At 56.5% G+C, this 25374-nt stretch carries 18 protein-coding genes; 11 read left to right on the top strand and 7 right to left on the bottom strand.

The window, feature by feature from the left end:
* Window positions 1-63: 63 nt before the first annotated feature.
* Together VK738_05940 and VK738_05945 are read right to left on the bottom strand one after the other, a co-directional pair.
* Entirely contained in the window at window positions 64-888 is an 825-nt protein-coding gene (locus VK738_05940) for an FKBP-type peptidyl-prolyl cis-trans isomerase (GenBank protein ID HTD22172.1), read from the bottom strand.
* 230 nt (window positions 889-1118) lie between these two features.
* Window positions 1119-1583: a phage regulatory CII family protein gene (locus VK738_05945; protein HTD22173.1), complete on the bottom strand. Its 465-nt coding sequence runs from the start codon at window positions 1581-1583 to the stop codon at window positions 1119-1121.
* A gap of 197 nt (window positions 1584-1780) precedes the next feature.
* Here VK738_05945 and VK738_05950 point away from each other — a divergent pair, with 197 nt between their 5' ends.
* The 9 genes from VK738_05950 to VK738_05990 are packed head-to-tail and all read left to right on the top strand — an operon-like array spanning window position 1781 to window position 8858.
* Window positions 1781-2809: an SPFH domain-containing protein gene (locus VK738_05950; GenBank protein HTD22174.1), complete on the top strand. Its 1029-nt coding sequence runs from the start codon at window positions 1781-1783 to the stop codon at window positions 2807-2809.
* A gap of 15 nt (window positions 2810-2824) precedes the next feature.
* Window positions 2825-3241, top strand: a complete 417-nt coding sequence (locus VK738_05955) for an S-adenosylmethionine decarboxylase (GenBank protein HTD22175.1) — start codon at window positions 2825-2827, stop codon at window positions 3239-3241.
* The gene (locus VK738_05960; protein ID HTD22176.1) at window positions 3238-3870 is read left to right on the top strand and encodes a DUF4178 domain-containing protein; all 633 of its coding nucleotides are present in this window, start codon (window positions 3238-3240) and stop codon (window positions 3868-3870) included. The genes VK738_05955 and VK738_05960 overlap by 4 nt, the downstream gene beginning before the upstream one ends.
* Window positions 3870-5237, top strand: coding sequence for a DUF4178 domain-containing protein (locus VK738_05965; protein HTD22177.1), 1368 nt, complete (start codon window positions 3870-3872; stop codon window positions 5235-5237). The genes VK738_05960 and VK738_05965 overlap by 1 nt, the downstream gene beginning before the upstream one ends.
* A gap of 34 nt (window positions 5238-5271) precedes the next feature.
* A complete protein-coding gene (locus VK738_05970; GenBank protein HTD22178.1) occupies window positions 5272-5457 on the top strand; it encodes a hypothetical protein in 186 nt (61 codons plus the stop codon).
* Between the two features lies 1 nt (window position 5458).
* Complete coding sequence (locus VK738_05975) at window positions 5459-5671, top strand: DUF350 domain-containing protein (protein HTD22179.1); 213 nt, start codon at window positions 5459-5461, stop codon at window positions 5669-5671.
* 3 nt (window positions 5672-5674) lie between these two features.
* Window positions 5675-7171: a polyamine aminopropyltransferase gene (locus VK738_05980; protein ID HTD22180.1), complete on the top strand. Its 1497-nt coding sequence runs from the start codon at window positions 5675-5677 to the stop codon at window positions 7169-7171.
* Window positions 7168-8679, top strand: a complete 1512-nt coding sequence (locus VK738_05985) for an FAD-dependent oxidoreductase (GenBank protein HTD22181.1) — start codon at window positions 7168-7170, stop codon at window positions 8677-8679. The genes VK738_05980 and VK738_05985 overlap by 4 nt, the downstream gene beginning before the upstream one ends.
* Window positions 8676-8858 (top strand): catalase-related domain-containing protein, encoded by a 183-nt coding sequence (locus tag VK738_05990; protein HTD22182.1) that lies wholly within the window; start codon window positions 8676-8678, stop codon window positions 8856-8858. Before VK738_05985 ends, VK738_05990 begins: the two co-directional genes overlap by 4 nt.
* Window positions 8859-8940: 82 nt before the next feature.
* Here VK738_05990 and VK738_05995 read toward each other — a convergent pair whose 3' ends face one another.
* Together VK738_05995 and VK738_06000 are read right to left on the bottom strand one after the other, a co-directional pair.
* Complete coding sequence (locus VK738_05995; protein HTD22183.1) at window positions 8941-9420, bottom strand: hypothetical protein; 480 nt, start codon at window positions 9418-9420, stop codon at window positions 8941-8943.
* Window positions 9421-9584: 164 nt separating this feature from the next.
* Complete coding sequence (locus VK738_06000) at window positions 9585-12299, bottom strand: DUF3536 domain-containing protein (protein HTD22184.1); 2715 nt, start codon at window positions 12297-12299, stop codon at window positions 9585-9587.
* A 107-nt stretch (window positions 12300-12406) separates the two neighbouring features.
* Between VK738_06000 and VK738_06005 the strand changes: the two genes are divergently transcribed.
* Window positions 12407-13258 (top strand): ATP-binding protein, encoded by an 852-nt coding sequence (locus VK738_06005; GenBank protein HTD22185.1) that lies wholly within the window; start codon window positions 12407-12409, stop codon window positions 13256-13258.
* A gap of 40 nt (window positions 13259-13298) precedes the next feature.
* Here the strand turns inward: VK738_06005 and VK738_06010 are convergent, their stop codons facing one another.
* From VK738_06010 to VK738_06020, 3 genes are all read right to left on the bottom strand, one after another.
* Entirely contained in the window at window positions 13299-13610 is a 312-nt protein-coding gene (locus VK738_06010) for a DUF2695 domain-containing protein (GenBank protein ID HTD22186.1), read from the bottom strand.
* Between the two features lie 43 nt (window positions 13611-13653).
* A complete protein-coding gene (locus VK738_06015) occupies window positions 13654-15606 on the bottom strand; it encodes an amidase (protein ID HTD22187.1) in 1953 nt (650 codons plus the stop codon).
* A gap of 80 nt (window positions 15607-15686) precedes the next feature.
* The gene (locus tag VK738_06020) at window positions 15687-16124 is read right to left on the bottom strand and encodes a hypothetical protein (protein HTD22188.1); all 438 of its coding nucleotides are present in this window, start codon (window positions 16122-16124) and stop codon (window positions 15687-15689) included.
* Window positions 16125-16499: 375 nt separating this feature from the next.
* Between VK738_06020 and VK738_06025 the strand changes: the two genes are divergently transcribed.
* Window positions 16500-25265, top strand: a complete 8766-nt coding sequence (locus VK738_06025) for an Ig-like domain repeat protein (GenBank protein ID HTD22189.1) — start codon at window positions 16500-16502, stop codon at window positions 25263-25265.
* Window positions 25266-25374: the final 109 nt, after the last annotated feature.

Genomic DNA, 25374 nt, shown 5'->3' on the forward strand with positions numbered 1-25374 from the left:
GGATCCTCAGCCTTTGTTCTGAGCAAGATTTAACACAAAGTGCTGACGGATACCCCCGGGCACTTATTTTTTGGCCTCGATGGAAACCAGCTCGACGTCAAAAATGAGGGTGGAACTCGGCGGGATGCCCCGGGTACCGTTTTCTCCGTACGCGAGGTTCCCTGGAATATAGAGTTGCCACTTTGATCCCACGGGCATGAGTTGAAGGGCTTCGGTCCAGCCTTTAATGACTCCGCTGACAGGAAAGCTGATGGGGTGACCATACTTAGATGAGCTGTCAAATTCCGTACCATCGAGAAAGGTGCCCCGGTAGTTGCAGGACACCGTGTCACCCGCAGTTGGCTTGGGGCCAGTGCCCTGGGTCAGTACCTTGTATTGCAATCCGCTGGGTAGAGTGACTACGCCCTGCTTGCTTTTGTTGGCTGCAAGAAATGCGTCGCCATTTTTTTTGTTGGTGTCGCCCATCTGCTTTAACTGCTCCTGCTGTTTGGCGCTCATCTGAGCTTGCAACTGCATCAGCGTAGCCTGGATTTCTTCGTCGGTCATCAGGGCCTTGCCTCCAGCCAGCCCATCTTTCAGGCCACGTGAAACAAGAACCGGATCAACATCCAGCGACTGATGGTGCAGGCCCTTTCCCAAGTTGATACCAATGGCATAGCTGGTCTTGGCTTTCTGAGTGCTTAACAACGGACTCGAGTGGGCCGTACCTGCTGGAGCGGCTTTTGCCGTCGAATGGATCCGGGTTTTGGCTGTCGAAGATGTCTGGGGCTTGGCTGCTGGGGCCGCTGAGTTGTTTGTGGTGGCTGAGTTTTGGGCCACGGCAGGCCCGGCTTCAAAAGCGGTTGCGAATACCAGAATGCACGCGAATGCTAACGCAGATTTTTTCATTAAGCCATTCTACTAGGAAACTGCTTACCGCGGATTTCACGGATCACGCGGATTATCAGTCCTCAGTTCTCAGTTCTTAATTGCCCTGCGGGGCCAGAAAAATGATATCCGCCAATAAGATTGAGAATTCAAGTAGTCGAGTTCGCATGTTCATTTGTTCCTTCTATTAAAAGAAACTGTTCGCACAATCCCACACCCACTTCGCGGGGGGCGTCCAAATCGGTGTGCAGTTATTTTTTCGTTTTCTTCTTTCTATCCCTATATAAGGTTTCAAGCAGGTATTTTACCGAGGCGCATTCCTGGATTACGGCATCGAGTTTAGGCACAGTTATGTGCAATTCGCGTTCTTCCACAACTCCATCCGCGAGCGTATTAGCGATGCTTTCCAGCGCTGCGCCAACGTCTTTGACGAGCTTGGAAACAATCAAGAGCTCTTTTTCGGAGGTGGTCCGCGGATCCGGGACCTTGAAGGCCACTCTGCCGGCCTGAGACTCGAGGCAATCAAGCGCTTCGTAGTTCTTTAGAAGCACACAGATTCGGGGCAGGATGTAGGCCGGAACATGGCGGTCTCCGCGAAGCCAATACATTAAAGAGCGGTAACTGATGCCAAGTTGCTGCGCCAACAACCGAACATCGTATTCGGCCTTGGTTTCGACCACTTGGCTGAGGACTGAAGGCAAAGTCTTGGCAGGCACAGGCAAGCTCCGTCCTGAAATATTTTTCAGTTCAAAAGAACATTGTCAGTTCAAAATTGGCGTCATTTTGAACAGTGAAAGTGCCCATTGTAACTGACTTGCGCGGTTTCCCTGTAGCGGCTTTAATGTTGGCAGTACGGCAGTTTAGAAATTGAAATTGCACCGGACCTGCTGAGTGCTATGCTTAGCAGCCGGCATTGCGCACAACAACCATAGCTTTTGTGAATGGAAGAGCAGGTGCTCCTATGACGTTGCGTGAATTCCTCACCAAGCAGTTCATTGATGTTATTGATTGGGTCGAGCCGGAAGACGGATTGCTGGCCTACCGGTATCCGATGCAGGACCGTGAGATCCAGAACGGGGGCAAGCTTACGGTACGCGACTCGCAGATGGCGGTGTTCGTCAACGAAGGAAAGATCGCCGACGTTTTTGCGCCCGGCCTGTACACGCTGACCACACACACATTGCCCATTCTCACTTACCTCATGAACTGGGACAAAGCGTTCCAGTCGCCCTTTAAATCAGACGTCTATTTCTTCTCGACCCGGTTGCAGACCGATGAGCACTGGGGCACGCAAAACCCGATTACGATCCGCGACAAGGAGTTCGGTGCAGTGCGGCTGCGCGGCTTCGGCATTTATGCGTATCACATCAGCGATCCCAAGGTTTTTTATACGAAAGTGAGCGGCACGCGTGATGTTTACCACGTGGCTGACCTGGAAGGACAACTGCGGAACAGCATTATCGGCCGGTTGACTGATACATTCGCGAACAGCCAGGTCGCATTCCTGGACATGGCGGCCAACCAAGTGGCGCTTTCGCAGAAAATTGCCGAACAAGCGAAGCCCATGTTTGCAGATCTTGGACTTGGCCTCGACAGCTTTGTGGTGGAAAACCTTTCGCTTCCCGATGAGTTGCAGAAAATTCTCGACCAGCGCATTGGCATGAACATGGTGGGCGACATGGGACGCTACACAAAGTTCCAAGTCGCGCAATCCATTCCCATCGCAGCCGCCAATGAAGGCGGCGGGGCGGGATTGGGGGCCGGCCTGGGCGCGGGAATTGCCATGGGACAGGTGATGATGGGCGCCATGAAGCCTGAAGAACAAGCTTCTGGAGCAGGCGCTGCTGTGACAGCGGCTGACTCAAAGTTCTGCATCAACTGCGGCAAGCCGATTCCGAAAAGCAGCAAATTTTGCCCAGAGTGCGGGAACACGCAACAATAGAGCACCACAAACGATATGAACGGAATTGAATGGGTTGTTGAGGCGTATGGCTGCTCCCCGGACTCACTGCGCGAGCTGGCGGCCTTACGCGCCCTATTCGATGAAATCATACGCGAACTAGATCTGCGGCCGATTGGCGAAACCAACTGGCACCAGTTTCCCGGCACCGGCGGCGTCACCGGCCTGTGCCTGCTTTCTGAATCGCACCTGGCGTGCCATACCTTTCCTGAATTCGGCTCACTGTGCCTGAATGTTTTCTGTTGCCGTCCGCGAGCCGACTGGGATTTTGACGCAAACTTGAAGCAGATGTTTTCTGCTTCATCGGTTTGTGTTCGGAGAATGTTGCGTCCCTACGTCTCCCCTAACCAGGAAACATTACAAGAGCGGGCCGAACGCATTTTGAATCTGGCGAGGCGAGGCGCTCGGCGATGACACATCCGGTAAGCACCTGCCCAAACTGCGGCGCCAAGATCACGTTCCGTTGGTCGAGCAGTGTGCAAACCGTATGTGAATATTGCAAATCCATCCTGATTCGCACGGACCTCGACCTGAAGAAGGTCGGTATCGTGGCCGACCTGCCGGTAGACAGCTCGCCTATCCAAATGGGAAGCGAAGGCATTTATGCCAAGGGGGCGTTTGTAGTCGCCGGACGAATTATCTACGAGTACGAGCTGGGCACGTGGAATGAGTGGCACATCATTTTTAATAACGGAAGCAGTCAATGGCTTTCAGACGCGCAGAATGAATACGTGGTCACCATGGCCGTAGAGGGACGCAAACTCCCGGCGGAGAAAGAAGTCAAAGTCAACCAGCATTACGTGTGGGACAACGTGCACTACACCGTGAGCACCATCACCAAGGCCCATTTCCGCGGCGTGGAAGGCGAACTTCCATTTCAATGCTGGGACAAAGAAGATGCCACATTCGTTGACCTGCGCTCGGAGACAGGTAATTTCGCCACTCTCGACTACGGCGACGAACAGCCAGCACTCTACTGCGGCAAGGCTGTAGAATTCGAAGACTTGCACATGAAAAATCTGCGAAGTTTCGAGGGATGGTGATGAACCCTGACGCGCCAGGCCTACCCAAACCCGCGGTTCCCAGGGTCAAAGCCTTAAACTGCCCTGGCTGCGGGGCCTCGCTGATGGTGAGGTCCTTTGACCAGGCGGTCACAATTGTTTGCAGCAGTTGCCATTCGATTCTGGATGCCAAAGATCCCAACCTAAAAATATTGCAGCAATTCAAACTGATCGAAGGCTCAGATGTACCGCTGATTCCGCTGGGCACGCGTGGGACCATACGAGGAACGCAATACGAAGTGATTGGGTTCCAACGGCGCACCATTCACGTGGATGGAATACCGTATAGCTGGCACGAGTATCTGCTGTTCAATCCTTACAAAGGGTTCCGTTACCTGACCGAATATGACGGGCATTGGAACGACGTGAGCACGCTTAGATCATTGCCCAATGTGGACAACGATACGCAAATCACGGTCAGGTATCTAGGAGAGACGTATAAACATTTCCAGACGGCGCAGGCGGCCACAACTTTTGTGCTGGGCGAGTTTCCCTGGCAAGTTCGCGTGGGCGAAAGCGCAACCGTCACGGACTACGTTTCCCCTCCGCGCGTGCTCTCTTGTGAACGGATGCAGAAGGAAGCAACGTGGTCCATGGGTGAGTACGTCACCGGCCAATATATCTGGAAGGCATTTGGATTGGCCGGGGACCCGCCGGAGCCGATTGGAGTCTACGAGAACCAACCCTCGCCGCTGAGCGCAAGCACAACTGCAATCTGGACTGCCTTCGGTATTTTCTTCGTGTGCATGATCATTATGATCGTCGCTTTTTATGGAACCGCCGGGCAACAACCGGTGCTTCAGCATTCCTATACTTTCGACCCCAATACATCCCCTGAGGAAGCGTCTTTCGTCAGCGATGAATTTCAACTGAAGGGACGCACCTCGGACGTGGAAGTCCAGACCAGCACGGACGTCAACAACAACTGGATTTATGTGAATTACGCGCTGATCAACGAGGACACAGGACAAGCCTACGACTTCGGCCGGGAAATAAGCTACTACCACGGATATGACGAAGACGGCTCCTGGTCGGAAGGGGACTCACAAGACACCGCGGTGGTGGGCAGTGTGCCTCCGGGAAACTACTACCTGCGGGTCGAGCCGGAATCAGACCGGGGAAACGGGCCCATCTCTTACACGGTCAGCCTGAAACGCGATGTACCCCAAATAAGCTTCTTCGGATTGGCGATCGCCGCTCTTATTGTTCCGGCCGGCCTGATTACATGGCGCTCGATGAACTTTGAGCATCTGCGCTGGGCGGAAAGCGACTACGGATCATCAGGAGATGACGATGACAGCGACAGTTCATCTTCTAAGGATGATGACGACGATAAAGACGTGATTTAAAACTTTGAGCCTTGGGGCTGGAGGATGAATAAGAATGATCGGCAGATTGTACATGGTCTATGGAGTTATCGTGCTGGCAGCACTGAGCATGGCCGAGTATCGTGGATGGAGTCTCATGTCGGCAAACGAGATTAAGAACGTTCCCAAATCGGTCCGCGACAATCCGGGCTCTTATCGTTCGGTTTACAGCAGCTACCACCATTACACCGGAGGAAAGTGAGATGAATCTTATCCCCATCAGCAACATCGTGAATGCAATTGTATTCGCGTTTCTCGGGATCCTGGTTTTTACCATCGCATTCGTCGTTTTGGACAAGCTGACACCTTATCACCTGTGGAAGGAAGTTGTGCAAGAGCACAACATCGCGCTGGCGATCCTGGTGGGAGCACTCTCCATTGGAATCTGCATCATCATTGCGGCCGCGGTGCACTAGGGCTTGGCGATCTTACTGTTCATCTCGATTCTCCTCATCGCCGCCTGCGGGCTGGTTTATGAGCTGATTGCAGGCACGCTCGCCAGTTATCTGCTGGGCGACAGCGTCTGGCAGTTCTCGACGATCATTGGCAGCTATCTGTTCGCCATGGGGATCGGGAGCGCCCTCTCACGCTATATCCAGCGGGGATTGGTTTACCGGTTCATTTGGATCGAATTAATGGTGGGCGTGGTCGGCGGCTTCTCGGCAGCAATTTTGTTTCTCGCCTTCGCCTATACACAGGGATTTCAGCTCATCCTGTATGCGATTGTCGTGGTCGTGGGAGTGCTGGTCGGCCTGGAAATCCCTTTGCTGATGCGGATCATTCGCGGCCGGTACCATTTTCGCGAAGTCGTGGCCCACGTGCTGACCTTCGATTACCTCGGGGCCCTGGGAGCCTCCCTGCTGTTTCCCATCATCCTCGTACCCCGGCTGGGCCTGGTGCGCTCCGCCATGCTGTTTGGAATTATCAATGGACTGGTCGCCCTGTGGGGCACGTTTCTTTTCTCTTCTCAACTGGCCCGGACGCGGGTCTTGCGCTGGGCGTGTGTCTTCGTACTTTGCGGCCTGAGTGTTGGCATGGTGGAAGCGAAGAAGATCACAGCCGTCGCCGAAGACAATATCTACGCCGACGAAATCATTTTCGCCCGCGATACCCGCTACCAGCACATTGTTCTTACCAAATGGAAAGACGACATCCGTTTGTTCCTCAACAGCCACCTGCAATTCAGCTCGCGCGATGAATATCGCTATCACGAAGCGCTGATTCATCCGGGACTCTCTGCGGTCCCCGCGCCAAGACACGTGCTCGTGCTCGGAGGCGGCGATGGCTTGGCGGTGCGCGAAATATTGAAGTACCCGCAGGTCGAGGACGTTACCCTGGTTGATCTTGATCCGGAGATGACCAGGCTGTTCTCCAGTCACGCCATGCTGATCGCGCTTAATCAGAAATCATTTCTTTCACCGCGCGTGCATATCATCAACGCAGATGCATTTCCATGGATTGATTCGAACAGCAACAGCTACGACTTCATTGTGGTGGATTTTCCTGACCCGACGAACTACTCGCTGGGCAAACTGTATACAACGGCGTTCTACAAGGGAGTGGCACGCCACCTCAGCGCGCAGGGCATTATGGTCGTGCAGAGCACCTCGCCCATGTTTTCACGCGACTCTTACTGGTGCATCGTGGAGACGCTGAAACAGACGGGGCTGCATGTTTATCCTTATCACGTGTACGTTCCGTCTTTCGGCGAGTGGGGGTTTGCCATGGCGTCGAGCAACGAGTATACGCCGCCTAAATCATTGCCCTCGGGATTGCGCTTCGTTACAACTGCCGGCCTGCCTTCCCTGTTCGATTTTCCGCCGGACATGGCCCCGATGCCCATGCCTCCGAACCGCCTCAACGATCAAGTGCTCATACGCGCTTACGATGAGGACTGGAAGGACATCAGTCATTGAAAACTTCACGCCGCGAATTCCTGGCATTGAGCAGCGCGGCCCTGGTGGGGCTTTCGGTCAAGTCTGACCGGCAGATCGAAGGCGCTTTCGTCAATGATTCCTTCGCCCTGGGACACATGCTGCGAGACCGCGCGCCCTTCCCAAAAACTGTGAGGGTCGAGAAGCATCCGGTGGTGATTGTGGGCGGCGGTATTGCAGGCTTGAGCGCCGCCTGGCGCCTGAACAAACGGCGCTTCACTGATTTCGTGCTGCTGGAGATGAATGAGCAAGCGGGAGGTAATTCGCGCTGGGGAGAAAACGAGATCACAGCTTATCCGTGGGGCGCACACTATGTTCCCGTTCCGGGAACGAAAGCAGTATACGTTCGCGAACTGTTTGAGGAGCTCGGAGTGCTCAAGAACGGCGAATGGGAAGAACGCTACCTCTGCTTTACGCCGAAAGAGCGGCTCTTCCTGCACGGCCGCTGGCAGGAAGGAATTGAGCCTGCCCTCGGTCTCACTCCCGAAGACAGAAGACAATTCCGGCACCTGGAACAATTGATTGGTGAATTTCGCGCAAGCGGAGAGTTCACCATCCCCATGGAACAGGGCCTCACTTCCAAATATGCATCGCTTGACCAGATCTCATTTTCCGATTGGCTGCATCAACAAGGGCTCAACTCGACAGTCCTGACCTGGTATATGAATTACTGCTGCCGCGATGACTTTGGCGCGCTGGCGGTGGACACATCAGCATGGGCCGGAGTCCATTACTTTGCGGCCCGAGAGGCGGAGGACAAGGGACCTATCACATGGCCGGAAGGAAATGGCTGGATCGTGCGCCGGCTGCTGGAGCGCGTTGGAAAATATATCCGGACCGCACAAGCGGTGCACCGCATTACGCCGCGTGGAAACAAGCTCAGCGTTTTTGCAGGAGAGACCGAATACCAGGCCGAAGCTGTGATCTTTGCGGCGCCAACATTTCTGGCCCCTTACTTGATCGAAGGCTTTACTCCGCTGCACGATTTTGAATACTCTCCGTGGCTGACGGCCAACATTACCCTGGAGCGAATTCCAGAACGCCACAACCAGGAGCCGACCTGGGACAACGTAGTCATGAACTCACCGACCCTGGGCTACGTTGATGCCATGCACCAGAGCCTGCGCACCAACATTGAACGGACCGTCTGGACATTTTATTGGGCGCTGGCGGAGGGCACTCCTTCGCAAAATCGCTATCTGCTGCTGAATAAGGATTGGCAATACTGGAAGGAAGCAATTCTTAGCGACTTGGAGCGGGTGCATCCCGACATCCGTAGTTGTGTTTCACGCATTGACCTGATGCGGATGGGACACGCCATGGTTCGTCCCAAAACGGGAGCCATCTTTTCCGCCGAACGCCGCAAACTCGCCCACCTTCACGGCCACATACTCTTTGCGAATTCTGACCTAAGTGGCTTTTCAATTTTTGAAGAAGCGCAATATCGCGGCGTGCGCGCGGCCGAGAAGACGCTCGAGATCGTCGGTTGAACCGCGCACAGATCACAATTGACGACGCCAGCATGCAGTCGGTGCCGCTGCGCATCCAGGAGTTGCAGATCCAGCACTTCTATAAGGCCGATCCGGAGTATGGACGCGGCGTGGCGCAAGGACTAGGCCTCAACGTTGATAAGGTCATGAAACAGAAGCAAGAGAGCGCTGCAGATTAAACTGTAGTTTCAAAACAGAGGGAGAGGAAGCCAGAGGCTTGCTCTCCCTTTGCAATTTTGAAAAGATTATGCAATCCAATCCCTAGGCCAGCATGCGTCCTTCGCGGGTAAGAGCTAACTCATTACATCTCTTGGCGAAGCGGGAGTACCACTGCTGCTTGAACTCGCGCATGACTTCAATCACATCGCGGCCTGATATCTCCAAAGTTTTTCCGTCGATCTCGAGCCAGACAGAAATATTGGTGGCGCCATGACCATCCGGCAGGAAAGAGATCCACTGCTGAACTATGTTTTGCATTTCGTGATGGATCCAGCCGATCCTGTTGGGCGGTGAAGAGCCGATGATTACACACTCAGTGTCGAATTTCAGGGGCCGGAGCATCTCCATGCTTACCCTGCTGCCGAGAACCCAAGGGTTTCCTTTTGTCCATTCAATTTCCCCGTAGGTACCGGGGACAAAAGAGTTCCAATTTTCCCAATCGGTGAAAACTCTCCAACAAAGGCCGGGATCGGCGCAGGTGTGAACGGTGAATTCGATTCGTTGCGGCAGTCGGCTGGGCATGGTGCAAACTCGAGACTGGCCCGTAAATCTCAGGAGAATTATACAAGCGAAGACAAGCGCCAACCGCGCGGATTTAATAATTTCACCACGGAGGCACAGAGACACGGAGAAAAGCAAACACAAGCCTGTACTGCTGGAATGGCTGTAACACAAGCCTAGAGCTTCTATGCAACAAGAGTACCGGTGGGTTCGCCGGTTTCTGTTTTTAATTCGGGGTCTTTACTTTGCGCGTCTTTGGCGTCTTTATCTTTATCCTCTTTGTCTTTAGCTTTATCTTGAGGGCTGGGGCTTTGCTGCGGGAGGATTTTTAGCAGCTCTCCCAGCTTGATGAACAACTCGCGCCGGCGGGCGGATTTCTCCTGCTGGTCTTTCTTCTGTTCATCTGGTTTGTTCTCACCCGGTTGTTGCTGATTTTTTTCCTGTTCTTGCCTGGCTTGTTCCCGCTCGTCCGCGTGTTGGGCATTTTTTTGTTCAGCCGGTGGAGCAGAGAGTTTTTGCATCAATTCGTAATAAATGTTCTGCGCCTTCCAGAAATCCACGTAGAAGGGCAGCATGCACCCGAGTTCAACGGTGGCGACCGCTTTTTGCAGCACCAGCAAATCATCGGGCTGGGATTCGAGACGCTTCATGATGCGCTCCACGGCCACGCGCGTGGCGAACCCGAGCGAACTGGCTTCAAAGGAAACCTGGTCACGCTTGGCAGCCTCGAGCAGCATGGCCACCTGCAGCAGATCAGGCTCGGGGGCCTGCAGCGCATGGCGCAGTTGCTGGTTGAGCACGAATTCGGCGGTGTGATGAAACACTGGCGGCTGGGGCGCGCCCAGCTCGGCCACAAAGCGCATAAGAGGCGCGTGCTTCTCGTAAACCCTGCGGTAACTGGCCTCAGATTCCTGCAAGGTGGTTTCGAGGATGCTCTGCACAATGGCCCGGCGCTGCTCGCTGAACAACGATTCCAGCGAATACACCGGCCCGCCAAAGCGCTCGTGTAACAGATCAAAAAGCGCGGGGTAATTCCCATTTTGGAAAGAAGCGGAGAACTCTTCGAGAAGGCTGTTGAAGCCGGTGGTCATGGCATGTAGATGCTGCACACCTGCCTGCACATGATGATCGCCAGTATGCAGGACGGCAAAGCGCAAATGGGCTTCTTCGGTGGTAATGCGCGAGCGAATGTTCACCTCACCCATGACCAAAGTCGCCGGCCCGGAGCGGACTTTGTGAAACTCCCTGGGATCAATCTCGTAGCAGAAAGTATTGGTCTTGCTCTCGCTGGGCAAAAACATACAGCTCAGGGCGTAGTGTGCCCCGACGTTTCGTAAATCAACGACCGCAGGTTTGATCCATTGCCGGTAGATCACACCGGCATCGCCCAGATGCGGCAAGTTGCTGGGAGCTTCTTCCAGCATCGTTATAAAGTGGCTGTGCAAAGCCAAACCCGGGAACAGTTCTTCGCCCAGTTGAAGCGCGCGCGCGGCGTACCGCATAACCTGCACAGTCTCAAGGCCGCTGACTTCATCGAAAAACCAGGCGCAGCTGGTGTACATGAGCATGAGATGGCGTTGCATCTCGAGCAGCTTGAGAACGGTGAGGCGCTGGGCAGCATCGAGCGGGCTGCGGGCGTGCTGCTCGAGAAAGCGATTGATATTGGAGAGCGAACGGTCGAGGACGATTTCAATGTAGGCATTGCGCGCCGCCCAAGGGTCGTGCAGCAGAGTGCCGGCCAGCTCCTCAAAGTGCTGGGCTAGTTTGTCGCGCAGCCAATCGAAGGCCTCGCGCAGCGGCGCGCGCCATTGCTGCCGCCAGCCGGGGCGCCCGGAGTTGCATCCGCAGTCGCTACGCCAGCGCTCGACGCCGTGAGAGCAGCTCCACGAACTTTTTTGCACGACCTCAACCTGATGCGCGGGAGGATGGTGCTCGAGAAACTCGCCATAGTTGGTGAGCTTCACCGACTCGTGATTGGACAAACGGTTGATGGTATAGGCGAGCGCCATGTCTCCGTGGGGGTGGTGGTGGCCGTAGCTTTCTCCATCGGTGGCAACGTGCACGAGCTGCGACCAGGTGCGCTTTTCCGAGAAGCCTGAGAGAAAACGCTGCACGAAATTTTCACCGCTGGAGAGCAGATGCTCAAATGCGATGGCCTGCGAGATAGGCCCATCGTAAAAAAAGAGGTTGATCTTCCGCCCGGAAGGAAGAATGCAAAGATATGCACGGGAAGGATCAATGCTGGCGTGGTGAAGCTCTTTCCAGCGGCGTCCACCGATGCGGCGCACGCGCGCAGCCTGGCGCGGCGCAAGAATAGTAAAACGGATGCCAACTTCGGCGAGGACTTCTAACGTTTCGTTGTCCACCGCGGTTTCGGGGAGCCACATGCCTTCAGGAGCCCGTCCGAAGCGGCGTTCGAAATCACGAATCCCCCATAAGACCTGCGTCTTCTTATCGCGCAGGTTGGCCAGCGGCAGAATCATGTGGTTGTAGGCCTGGGCGATAGCTGATCCGTGACCGCCAAAACGTTCGCGGCTTACGCGGTCGGCTTCAAGAATAGCGCGATAGATTTCGGGTTGCTGCAATTCCATCCAGGAGAGGAGCGTGGGCCCGAAGTTGAAACTGATGTTGGAATAATTATTGACGATGCGCTCGATGCGCTTTTCGGAATCCAGAATGCGCGAAGCGGAGTTGGGCGCATAACACTCGGCGGTAATGCGCTGGTTCCAGTCGTGAAAGGGATAGGCGGAGTCCTGGACTTCGATCTCCTCCAGCCAGGGATTCTCGCGCGGAGGCTGATAGAAATGCGCATGAATACAGACGTACTTGCGAGTCTCGGGAGAAGCCCCGTTACTGGTGGAGGAGGGCGTCTCCGTTAACGGCTCATGTGAAGATTGCATGACTAATACTATTATCCACAGCTTACAGCATTTGGCACTGGTTAGCAGTCAGCACTCAAGTATTCAGCCAAAGACACCGCTCACCGCGGATTTCACCGATTACGTGGATGAATGGCATTTATAATCTCATTCCTGCGGGGTATTTCGTGACGGTGGTTGCTACAGAATGTCCGATTTGCAATGGCACGGGTTGGAAGCCGGTAACGGATTCCAGCGCCGACGTCTCTTCAGACGCGGCGAAACGTCCGGGGCGCGTGACCCGGTGCGATTGCATCCTCAAAAAGCGGACAGGACTCATGCTGCAGCAGGCGTACATTCCAGCGCGCTATGAGCATTGCGAGTTGCGGGAGTTCGTCACGAAAACTTCAGGAAGCAATCCGTCGCTGGAAGCTGCATTGCTGGCAGCGGAGAGCTTCGTGAAGGAATACCCGATAGAGAAAACCGGGCTACTGTTCATTGGACCCATCGGAGTGGGCAAGACGCACCTGGCGGTGGGAATTGTGCGCGAACTGGTCCTGCAAAAAAGTGTTCCCTGCCTGTTCTATGACTACCGCGAGCTGCTGAAAGAAATACAGAACTCCTACAACCCTACCGTCAACACCACGGAGATGGCCATTTTGCGGCCGGTGTTCGAGGCTGAGGTCCTGGTGCTCGACGAGCTGGGCGCGGTGAAGCCGAGCGAGTGGGTGTGGGACACGGTCAGCCTTATCCTTAATACCCGGTACAACGACAAGCGCACTACCATTATTACGACGAACTTTCCCGATCAGCCGCCGGCGATGGCCGATGGCCCCCGCGACTTAACAGCACGTAATCAAGCCGCACGAGCAGTCCGCGAAGAAACCCTGGGTGACCGCATCGGCGAACGCATGCGCTCGCGGCTGCACGAGATGTGCCGCAAAGTCGAGATGCAGGGCAGTGATTTCCGGCAGCGCGTGCGCAGTACAAGCCTTCGATAAATAGTTTTTTACCACAGAGGCACAGAGAAGAAACCCTCAGTCAAGCACCTCGTACTATCTCTTCCCATGCTTCTTCTGCATTTGCGATGACTTCACAATCACAATAGCCACCATGTTCTTCCAACCATGTAATTACTTTTTGTAATGGCAAGCCAGCAGTCGAGAGAAATGCATGAGTATGGGTTAGAGTGTGATCACAAGCTGTTGCCGACAACTTCTCGTCAACATAGTCGAATAGCTCGTGCATTGCTGTGTTATTTAGAGGCAGACGTGCTCTTTCGATCTCACGTTCGCTTTGTTTGACTTGTCGGCTTAATAACTTGCATCGCTCTTTTTCTTCCTTGGAAGTCATTTCTGCCCCCTTCAAACGAATACTGCACCTATGAGCGTGAAAGCTAGCCACCCATTTTGGGATGCTGCAAATGAAACCCCGTGGCATCCTGATAGGCTTTGGCCAAAGCGAGCATCTTAGCTTCGCCGTAGAGTTGACCCAAAAAAGTAAGACTCACGGGTGTGCCCGGGCCGCCTGGCTCCAGATCGCCGTTGTCGAGCACGTGGGGCACGGGAGCATCATCGCCGCGGAAACCGTTGGGCAGAATGACTGCCGGGTGTCCGGTAAGGTTGGTGACGACAAGTTGCGTGGTTCCGGTAGGAGCAACGATTACATCGAACTGGTCGAAAATTTTGGCCATGGCTTCGATCGCCATCATGCGAGCGCGGTTGGCCTGAATGTACTCGACCGCGGGGATGAAGCGTGCCGCACGGAATATATTGGGCCAGTCGTTTTTGGATTGTTGTGTAAGCAGCTTGTCACGTCCACTGCGGGTCAGATCATCAAATGCCGCGGCGGCTTCGGCGAGCAAAATTGCGCGCATCGCACCGTAAGGCAGATCGGGAAGCTCGACCGGAACAAGCTTCACGCCCATGCCGCGGAGCTTGGCGAGGGCGGCATCGTTGAAGCGCTGATCGTATTCGAGGCGGAGACGGCCGCGCGCCGTGTCAGCGGCATCTTGCTCGCGTTTCTTTTTTTCTTCCGCTGAAAGTTCTTTTTCGTCTTTTGGTGGCTCCGGCGGCTTGGGCGGAGGCGGCAATTCAAAATCCTTCTTCAGATAACCCACACGTAGGGTGCGCCAGTTGAGACCAGCATCCCAGTTGAAGGCGGCGTTACGCACGGTGCGGTCGTGGCCATCGGGACCGTAGATTGCATTGAACACGATTGCACAATCTTCGACGGCGCGGCAGAGAACGCCGAGCTTATCCATGGTCCAGGAGAGGGCCATAGCGCCGGTGCGGGGCACGCGTCCGAAGGTCGGACGCAATCCGGTTACGCCGCAACGGGTGGAAGGCGAAGAGACGGAGCCGAGTGTTTCTGATCCGATGGCGAAGGCGACGCATCCGGCAGAGGTGGCTGAGGCCGAGCCTGCAGACGACCCGCTGGAGCCTTGCGCGGTGTTCCAGGGGTTGCGGGTCATACCTCCGAACCATTTATCGCCCTGAGCGAGAGCACCCAAGGTGAGTTTGGCAATGAGCACGGCACCGGCTGCATCGAGGCGCTGTACGACAGTGGCATCCTCGTCTATCACCTGGGTCTCGAAGCCGCCCGCGCCCCAGGTAGTGTTGTATTCCTTCACTGCAAGCAGGTCTTTGGCGCCCCAGGGCAGGCCGTGCAGTGGACCGCGATATTTTCCCGCTGCGATTTCGCGGTCGGCCTCTTTGGCTTTGGCCAGAGCGCGATCTTCGGTAAAGGTGATCACAAACTTAAGCGTAGGATCGTAGCGTTTGAGGCGCTCCAGGTACATCTGGGTTAGCGCGGTGGATGAAACTTTTTTGCTCCTGACCAATTCGGCAAGCTGGGGCACGGAGTGGAAGGCCACATCTTCAATGTCCTTCGGCGCTGCGCTAGTGTGAACAGCGGGAGCGTGTGGGTTGAGTGCGCTGGAAAGTTTCATGGGCTGGCGAAGGGTGCTGAGCTTCATCCCCGAAGGCACAGGATCAAACACCAGCGCGGGCGCAACCTGGTTGGGAATGTGCAAAGCATAAACGGCATCGTAGCCTTTGACGTATCCGTTGAGCGAATCGAGCATCATGTCTTTGTACTCATCGGCGATGTGAACCCCGGCGATGGCGGCGGCATGATCAATCATGTCACGGGTGATGGGGATTTTTGGCTTTGCAGGTTTCGCGGCTGCGTCTTTTTGTTCTGTACTTTTTTGTGCGGTGTCTTTCTGTTCGGCGCTTTTTGGCTCGGCGTCTTTCTGCGCTGCGAGGGCCCAAAGCGTCCCAGGAAACAACGTGGTGGCCAGGCCAAAACGTGAGCAGACGGCAATGAGAGACCTGCGATCCAGCATGCGTCCTCCAAATGTGTCTCAAGACTGAGGGTCTAAATGGATGGCCATTATAGAGCAGCCGTCACGATTCAGCACGGGGTTCAGCGGCACTTCATCAGGTTTGGCCGCCGGTCATAGGCGAGAGTAAAAGGTCCCAGCTTTTCTTTTTCCAGAACGACCGTGAGCGTCATGGTCTTCCCATCGGTGTGCCCTGTATAACGGGCCTGGCTGGCGCTGTCGTTTTCATTGTCACGCACCGGTCCGCCATGTTCCGCTGAGAAGGTCCCACTCAAATCGAAATTGCCCTTCCGGTCGGGCGTCACGGGTTGCGTGATCCGGCCATGCCCACAATCGAACTCGACCTCCGCGCCGCCCTTGGTTACTTCCAGAATTACGTGATCGCCGCCCCACGTACCGGTTGACACAGCCTGTGTTTTTGCACTGGCGGTGGCATGAATGCAGGCAACCTGAAAGCCAGTCGAATGCCAGATCAGGACCAGGGCGAGCGAAAAACTGGGGAGTAACGCAAAAAACTTCATGGCGGAACCTCTCGGAGACCATTCTGTATCTTAAATATCTTTAGTATAGGCCACACGCTATTGATCCATAGAACAACTTCATCAGATTGGTCTCCTGATTGTTCTGATGGTTTGCTCTGACGACCCCACGGGTGCTGAAAAAGCTGTTGCCCACCCCCCTTCTGAACTGGTACCCTTCTTCGTCCCTCGATTCAATCTTTAGACTAGTTGGAGGCTCGGATGATCGCCACTCATCGCAGGCTCACGCTCCGGATACTGGTTTCGGTGTTCCTGTCGTTGTGTTTTTGCCTAACAACATTCGCCCAATCTTCCCAGTCCATCCAATCTGAAGGACTACCCAGCGTGGATCCCAGCTTTAGGGTGATGACCCACCCTGTGGAACATCGCTTACAGCGCGGCAGACCCTTCAACGGCGATGTGCGCACATTGCCGCAGATAGCGCCGAAGAAATTTGAGCGACCGGAGTTTGAAGAGCCGGAGATCACGCCGGTTCCCTATCCGGGAACGGCGGCACCTCCCCAAACCAGCACTTCGCTGGTCACCAGCGGGGGCCCGACGATGAACCCGCCTGCTCCCTCGGCGAGCAACAGTTTTGAGGGGCTTGATTTCACCAACTGGGGCGCGGGACATCCACCCGATACAAACGGCGATGTGGGACCGACCGACTACGTTCAGACCATCAACACCTCGGTCGGCATTTACCGTAAGAGTGACGGGGTTCGCCTGGCGGCATTTACTTTCAACACTCTGATGAGCCAGGGCAACTTTGGTAACTTGTGCGACACCAACAATTTCGGCGATCCAGTAGTCGTGTATGACACGTTTGAGGACCGTTGGATCATCACCGATTTCGCTTTCATACTCAGTGGGGGCAACATTGTGGCCCCCGCATTCCAGTGCTTCGCGGTCTCCAAGTCAGGCGATCCTGTTGCCGGGGGCTGGAATTTCTACTCCATTCGGGTCAACGATGCATTTCCTGACTACCCCAAGTTCGGCATCTGGTCCGACGGCCTATATATGTCGGCCAACATGTTTGGTTTCGGCGCTGGTGGCGCGTTCCATAATGTCCGGGTGTGGGCGTTCAACAAAGCCCAGATGTACGCAGGCGCACCAAGCGTACAAATCCTCTCATTTGACGCTCCCGCTGCTGAATTTACCCTGCTTCCCAGCAATGCGCGACTGCAGACGGGCACGCCGCCAACGGGAAGCCCGAACTACTTCGCGGTCGTGGCGCAATTTCTCAATGTGGTCAGCGTCTATAAGTTCCACGTGGACTGGAACCATATTTCTACTTCTACATTCAGCGGCCCCTTCCAATCTCTTACTGCCACGAGTTGGAGTCAATTACTGGCTGCCAATCGGACTGAACAGTCGCCCGGTAATAAACTTGACACGCTGTATTTCCGGCTGATGGTGCAGAACCAGTACACCAATATTGGCGGGGCCGAGTCGTTGTGGAATTCGCATACTGTGGGCGCCTCTGGAGCCACGTCAGCGCAATCAGCGCCCCGCTTTTACCAGGTTGACGTGACTGGCGGAACGGTTGCGGCCAATGCAACCCAGGCTTTTACCTACAGCCCTGACGCTACAGTTTTCCGGTTCATGCCCAGCGTGGAGGTGGATCGCGCGGGAGACATGGCTATGGGCTACAGCGCGACGAACGCTACTTTAAATCCGGCAATCCGTTACGCGGGACGCCTGGCCGGCGACGCAGTAAATTCGATTACCCAAACTGAGACATCGCTGATTGAAGGGACGGGAACGCAATCGGGGAATTGTGGATCCTCTAGTTGTACCCGTTGGGGCGATTATAGCGCTATGACGCTTGATCCCGACGGCTGCACCTTTTGGTATACCAACATGTATTACCAGACCACGGGACTGGCTTTCAACACCCGTATCGGCGCGTTCAGCTTTCCGAGTTGCACGCCCGTAGCAACTGGCACGTTGCAAGGCACAGTAACAGCGTCGGGCAGCGGCACTCCGATCAGTGGCGCAACCGTGGCCCTGGGAAGCAGAACTACAACTACCGCCGTAGATGGCACTTACTCGTTCACCAGCCTTCCTTCCGGCACTTATCCCAGCATTACGGCGAGCTTTCCTGGTTTCAATTCCAGTACGGCAACCAATATCGTTATAAGCGATGGATTGACCACCACGCAGGATTTCTCCCTGGCGCTTGCCCCAACCAGCGGCTGCCTGGTGGATACAACCCAGGCGGACTTCCAGGCTGGTGTGCCCACCAATTGCGACCTCACCAGCAGCCCGGGCGATGTCATTCTGCTGAATGCCCCTAGCATTGATCAGCAAAACACTACGCTTGGGAATAACGGCGTTGGAATCACGATCACGACCTTTGGAGGCCAGACATTTACCCCTGCTGTTACGGGTCAGCTCACGCGGGCCGATATCAATTTGTTCTGCAGCGGCTGTACCGGCACAACGCCTAATCTCACTCTCTCACTCAGGGCGACAAGCGGCGGCCTGCCTACAGGAGCCGATTTGGCATCAGCGACAATTACAGGATTTTCCAGCGGCGCCGCGGTCTTCTACACTGCCAATTTCAGCAGTCCACCCACGCTCACAGCAGGAACACAGTACGCATTGGTAATACGCCCGACCGTGAATCCCTCACCAGGAACCTACGCACTCACCCGGAGCGGCACGTCTACACTCGGCGCCGATGTCTATGCGGGTGGAACTCGGGTGTCCGGGGCCACCAGTGGTACCGTCTGGTCAATCCCAACGACGGGCGGGGTGACGACCGACGCTGGCTTCAAGGTCTTCATGCAGACTGGCTTCGCGCCATCCGGCACTTTTGTTTCATCGATCAAAGACGCCAATCCATCTGCTGGAGCAACGGCCACTTGGGGTACGCTTTCCTGGAATGCAGCTACGCCAACGAATACGAACATTCAATTCCAGGCGGCAGCCAGTAATAGCATTTCCGGGCCGTTCAGTTTTGTTGGACCGGATGGCACAGCAGGAACTTTCTTCACCAATGGCGGGTCGCTGGCACAGTTCAACGGGAACCGTTATCTCAAATACCAGGCATCACTGACCACAACAGACAGCACTGTCACCCCGACCTTGAACGACGTGACAGCATGCTTCAGCACCATCTCGGGTTTTGCTCCGCCAACCATCGCTAAGGCTTTTGGTGCGTCCACAATTCCGCTGACCGGGACCACTTCCCTAAGATTCACAATCGACAATCCCAACGCAAGCGCTTCTCTGAGTGGAATTGGATTCAGCGACACGCTGCCAGCGGGATTGGTGGTAGCGAATCCCAACGGACTGACCGGCTCGTGCGGAGGCGGAACCATTACGGCTGCCGCTGGTTCGAACAGCATCAGCCTCTCCGGTGCAGCTTTGGCGGCGACCGGAGGATGCAGCTTCGCGGTAAATGTCACTGGCATCAGCGCTGGGATACAGAACAACACTACAGGTACGATCACTTCCAACGAGAGCGGAGCAGGCAGCACAGCCTCGGCCTCGCTGACTGTCAACCAGGCCAGCACTTCGACAACCGTGGCTTCCAGCAGTAATCCCTCGGTCTTTGGGCAGTCTGTGACCTTCACGGCCACGGTTTCGTCGGGAGCAGGGACACCAACCGGCACGGTGACGTTCCTCGATGGCGGCAGCCCGATTGGCACCGGAACACTGAGCGGAGGCGTAGCCACTTTCACGACTTCTGCTTTAGCAGTGGGCAGTCACGTCATCACCACCAGCTACGGCGGCGATGCGAACTTCACTGGCAGTACGGGATCGTTGAATACCAACCCACAGGTTGTCATCGCTCCGCCGACCATTAGCAAAGTCTTCGGCGCGGCCAGCATTCCGTTGAACGGCACAACCTCGCTGAGCTTCACCATCAACAACCCCAACACTTCAACCGCGCTAACCGGCGTCGGCTTCGGCGATACGCTGCCGGCAGGCCTGGTAGTGGCGAATCCGAACAACCTTACGGGAAGCTGCGGCGGAGGAACGATCACCGCAGTCGCGGGGACGAACAGCATCAGCTTGTCGGGAGCAACTCTGGCAGCAAGCAGCGGATGCACATTCTCGGTCAATGTCACCGGCGTCACTGCTGGCAACCAGAACAACACCACCGGCAATGTGACCTCAACCGAGGGCGGCGCCGGCGGCACAGCTTCAGCCTCCATCACAGTGGTTGCACCGCCTTCGATTGCCAAGGCCTTCAACCCGGCGACCATCGCGCTGAATGCCACCACGTCGCTGACCTTTACCATCACCAATCCTGGCGCCAATACCGTACCTCTGACAGGAGTGGCTTTTACTGACACGCTGCCCACCGGGCTTACCGTCGCCGATTCCTCGGCCAGCGCCTGTGGCGGGACCTTAACTACAACCAATCCCACGGGCATTGCCCTGGCGGGCGCGACCATTGATGCGAACAGCCAGTGCCAGTTCAGCATGACCGTAACCGGAGCGGCGGCAGGCATCTACAGCAACACCACCGGTAACGTGACTTCGACCAATGGCGGCACGGGTAACACTGCATCATCCAGCCTGACGGTGGCCGCGCCTCCGACCATCAGCAAGACATTCGGCGTGCCAACGATTCCGCTGAACGGGACAACCTCGCTGAGCTTCACCATCAATAACCCGAACACATCAACTCTGACCGGCGTCGGATTTAGTGACACACTGCCTGCAGGCCTGTTAGTAGCAAATCCAAATAACCTTACGGGAAGCTGCGGCGAAGGAACGATCACCGCAGTCGCGGGGACGAACAGCATCAGCTTGTCGGGAGCAACTCTGACAGCGAGCAGCGGATGCACATTCTCGGTGGATGTGACCGGAACCAGCGCGGGAGTCCAGAACAACACCACCGGCAACGTGACCTCAACCGAGGGCGGCGCCGGCGGCACAGCTTCAGCCTCCATCACAGTGGTTGCACCGCCTTCGATTGCCAAGGCCTTCAACCCGGTGACCATCGCGCTGAATACCACCACGTCGCTGACCTTTACCATCACCAATCCTGGCGCCAATACCGTACCGCTGACGGGCGTGGCTTTTACCGACACGCTGCCGATAGGGCTCACCGTTGCCAATTCTTCGGCCACCACCTGTGGCGGCACATTGACGACAACCTCTCCGACCGGCATCGCTCTTACTGGCGCGACCATCAACACAAACAGCCAGTGCCAGTTCAGCGTGACCGTAACCGGAGCGGCGGCAGGCAACTACAGCAACACCACCGGCAACGTGACTTCGACCAATGGCGGCACGGGTAACACTGCATCATCCAGCCTGACAGTGGCCGCGCCTCCGACCATCGCCAAGTCATTCGGCGCACTCACGATTCCGCTGAACGGCACTACATCGCTGAGCTTCACCATCACCAATCCGAACACAGGCGTCGCGCTGAACGGTGTGTCGTTTACCGATAGTCTGCCGGCCGGCCTGGTGGTAGCCACGCCTGGCAACCTGAACAACACTTGCGGCGGCGGCGCCACGGCGGTTGATGGATCGGGCTCCGTGAACCTGACGGGCGTGACCCTGGCGGCGAGCGCTTCCTGCACTCTCTCGGTAAACGTAACTGGGACAACCGCAGGCGTGAAGAACAACAGCGTCACTGTGACTTCCACCGAGGGCGGCACAGGAAATACTTCCAACGTCAGCATCACAGTGGTAGCGCCGCCGACCATCAGCAACGCGTTCGCTGTAGGCAGCATTCCGTTGAGCGGCACCACCACGCTGACATTTACCGTCAACAACCCCAACACTTCAACCACCCTGACTGGCGTCGCGTTCAGCGATACGCTGCCCTCGGCTACCGGGACCCTGGTCGTAGCCAATACGCCCAACGTGAGCAACACCTGCGGCGGCTCGGTAACGGCGACCGCCGGAACCAACCTCATCAGTCTTTCCGGCGGAAGCGTAAACCAAAGTGCATCGTGCACGCTGAGTGTGGACGTGCGGGGAACAGTGGCCGGAGACGCCAATAACACCACAGGCGCGATTACTTCGACCGAGGGGGGCACGGGTGCGACCAGCAATACTGCGACCCTGAGTGTGGTAGCACCGCCGACGATTCAGAAGGCATTTGGCGCGGCCAATCTCCCGCTGAATGGAACGACGACGCTGACCTTCACGATTGGCAATCCAGCGGCCAATACGACGGCAGAGAGCGGAGTAGCGTTCACAGACACGTTGACGAATGGGCTGCAAGTAGCCGGGACACCCGGCGTGAGCAACACTTGCGGCGGGGCAGTGACGGCGGCGGCGGGAAGCACCAGCATCAGCCTGACGGGCGGGAGCATCGCGACGCCGGGGACCTCTTGCACCATCGCAGTGAACGTGACCGGGACGCAGACCGGGATTATTCCCAACACCACCGGTGCAGTGAGCTCGACGAACGGCGGCACGGGCGCGGCCAGCAACACGGCGACTTTGACAGTCGCCAGTCCGCCGACGATCACCAAGGCGTTTAATCCCACCAGCATTGCGTTGAACAGCAGCAGCACGCTGAGCTTCACAATTAACAATCCGAATACCAACGTTGCCCTGAGCGGCGTGGCGTTTGGCGACGTGCTGCCTGCGGGCCTGGTGGTAGCGGCGACGCCCAACGTGACCGGATCCTGCGGCAGCGGCACGATCACCGCGGCAGCCGGAAGCGGCACCGTCAGCCTCGCGGGCGGAACGTTAACCGCATCACCAGGGGCGGGATCATCGTGCACGTTCTCGGTAAGCGTGACCGGAACAACCGCGGGTGTGAAGAACAACAGCGTTGTGGTAACTTCCACAGAAGGCGGAACGGGCAACACTGCCAATGCCTCGGTCACGGTGGTAGCGCCGCCGACCATCAGCAAGGCCTTCACTCCGGCCAGCGTTCCGTTGAATTCGAGCAGCTCACTGAGCTTTACCATCACCAACCCAAATACCGCCAGCGCGCTGAGCGGAGTGGGTTTCAGCGACAACTTGCCGGCGGGCGTAGTTGTAGCCGCAACACCGAACCTAACCGGCTCCTGCGGTAGTGGCACGATTACAGCGACAGCGGGAAGCGGCACCATCAGCCTGGCTGGCGGAACGCTGACCGCATCACCGGCAGCCGGATCGTCATGCACGTTCTCTGTGAACGTGACCGGTACAACGGCCGGAAGCAAGAGCAACACCACGGGCGCAGTAACGTCGACGGAAGGCGGAACGGGCGCGACCAGCAACACGGCGATCCTGACCGTAGTAGCGGCGCCCTCGATTGCCAAAGCTTTCAATCCAGCCGCAATTGGATTGAATGCGACGACATCGCTGACCTTCACCATCACAAATCCAGCGGCCAACACGGCCGTCCTGACGGGAGTGGGATTCAGTGACACTCTGCCTGCAGGGCTGACGGTTGCCAATAGCTCGTCCAGCACCTGCGGCGGAACCCTGACTACGACAGCTCCGACGGGAATCGTCCTGAGCGGCGCGAGTGTTGCGGTGAACAGCCAATGCGTGTTCAGCGTGACCGTGACCGGCGCAGCTTCCGGCAAGTACACCAATACTACGGGGCCGGTAAGTTCCAGCAATGGCGGCACCGGCAACACCGCCAGCGCTAACCTGAGCGTTGCTGCGCTTCCGAGCATCACCAAGTTCTTCGGGGTGCAGAGGATTGCCCTCAACGGCAACACGAGCATGACCTTGACCATCGGCAATTCGAATGCCTTTGCGCTGACCGGCATCGCCGTTAGCGACAACTTCCCCGCGGGACTGGTGGTCAACACCCCGCCCGGGGTTGTCAACAACTGCGGTGGCACATTCACTGCCGTGGCGGGATCGGGTTCGGTGAGCTTGTCGGGTGTCTCTCTGGCGGGAGCCAGCACCACCTGCGACGTCACCGTTTTAGTGCAGGGAACCACGCCTGGCCTGAAGGTGAACACCACCGGGGCCATTTCTTCCAATGAAAGCGGCCCGGGCGGTACGGCCACCGATAGCCTGAACGTGCTCATTCCCCCAACCTTGGCCAAGGCATTCGGAGCGGCAACCGTCGCCGTAGGCGCCAACACCAGCCTCACCTTTACCATCAACAATCCCAATGGCGTGAATCTCGACAATCTGGGATTCACCGACAATCTACCGGCCGGGCTGGTCATCGCCACGCCCAACGGCCTGGCGGGTACCTGTCTCGCTGCCGCTGGGCCGGTGTTGAACCCCGGAGTGGCCTCTGCGACCTCCGGAACAGGTAATATCAACTTGTCTTCGTTGACCCTGGCGAACGGTTCGTGCTCTTTCTCCATCAACATCACCGGCACCACCACAGGTAATAAGGTCAACACCACCAGCACCATCACCGGCACATTCGATGACGGCAGCGGCACCTTCATTGGCATCACGGGCGGAACCGCCACCGCGAGCATCGCAGTGTTAGGGCCGCCATCGATCGCCAAAGCCTTCGGAGCAACCAGCGTTCCGTTGAGTGGAACCACCTCGCTGACCTTTACCATCACCAATCCTGGGATCAACCTTGCTGCTCTGAGCGGAGTTGCATTTACCGACAATTTGCCGGCCGGGATCGTCGTGGCCACGCCCAATGGATTAGTCAACAATTGCGGTGGAACGGCAACGGCGGTGGCGGGCTCGGGAAGCGTGTCGCTGACCGGGGCCGGCATCGCAACCAGCAGCAACTGCACGCTGATCGTGAACGTAACCGGAACCACGAATGGCACCAAGAACAACATCACCGGCGCCGTGACCGCAACCAATGGCGGTACGGGAAACACGGCATCAGCCAGCATCGTGGTGGGCCCGGCGGCGGATATTTCTGTCACTCTGACGCACGCACCCGATCCTGCTGCAATTGGCGGCAAGTTGAAGTTTGTGGCCACCGTAACCAATAACGGTCCTGACACTGCGAATGTGACTTTGACGGAGAGCTTTACAGGAAAGCAGTACCTGGTTTCCGCAATCGCAAGCGTGGGCACGTGTGGCGCGACCGAGCCGGTCAGCTGCACCCTGTCGGGCATGGGTAACGGCGAGACCCGGCAGGTCACTATTATCGTCACGCCGCTGCTGGGAAGGAACGTCACCGCGAACGTCACCGTGGCACCGGATGCGGGCACGCCTGATCCGAACAACGGCAACAACAGCGCCACAAGCACGGCGCGAATCAGGTTCAAGCCACAGAAGTTCTGAAGAAGCAGTCAGTAATCAGCATCCAGCCAAACAGATGGGCTGGCCTGATAACGGAAGATAGAGCAATGCACCACGAAGGCACAGAGATGGAATTCTCTGTGCCTTTGTG

The sequence above is a fragment of the Terriglobales bacterium genome, from assembly GCA_035487355.1.
GTDB lineage: Bacteria > Acidobacteriota > Terriglobia > Terriglobales > Acidobacteriaceae > QIAW01.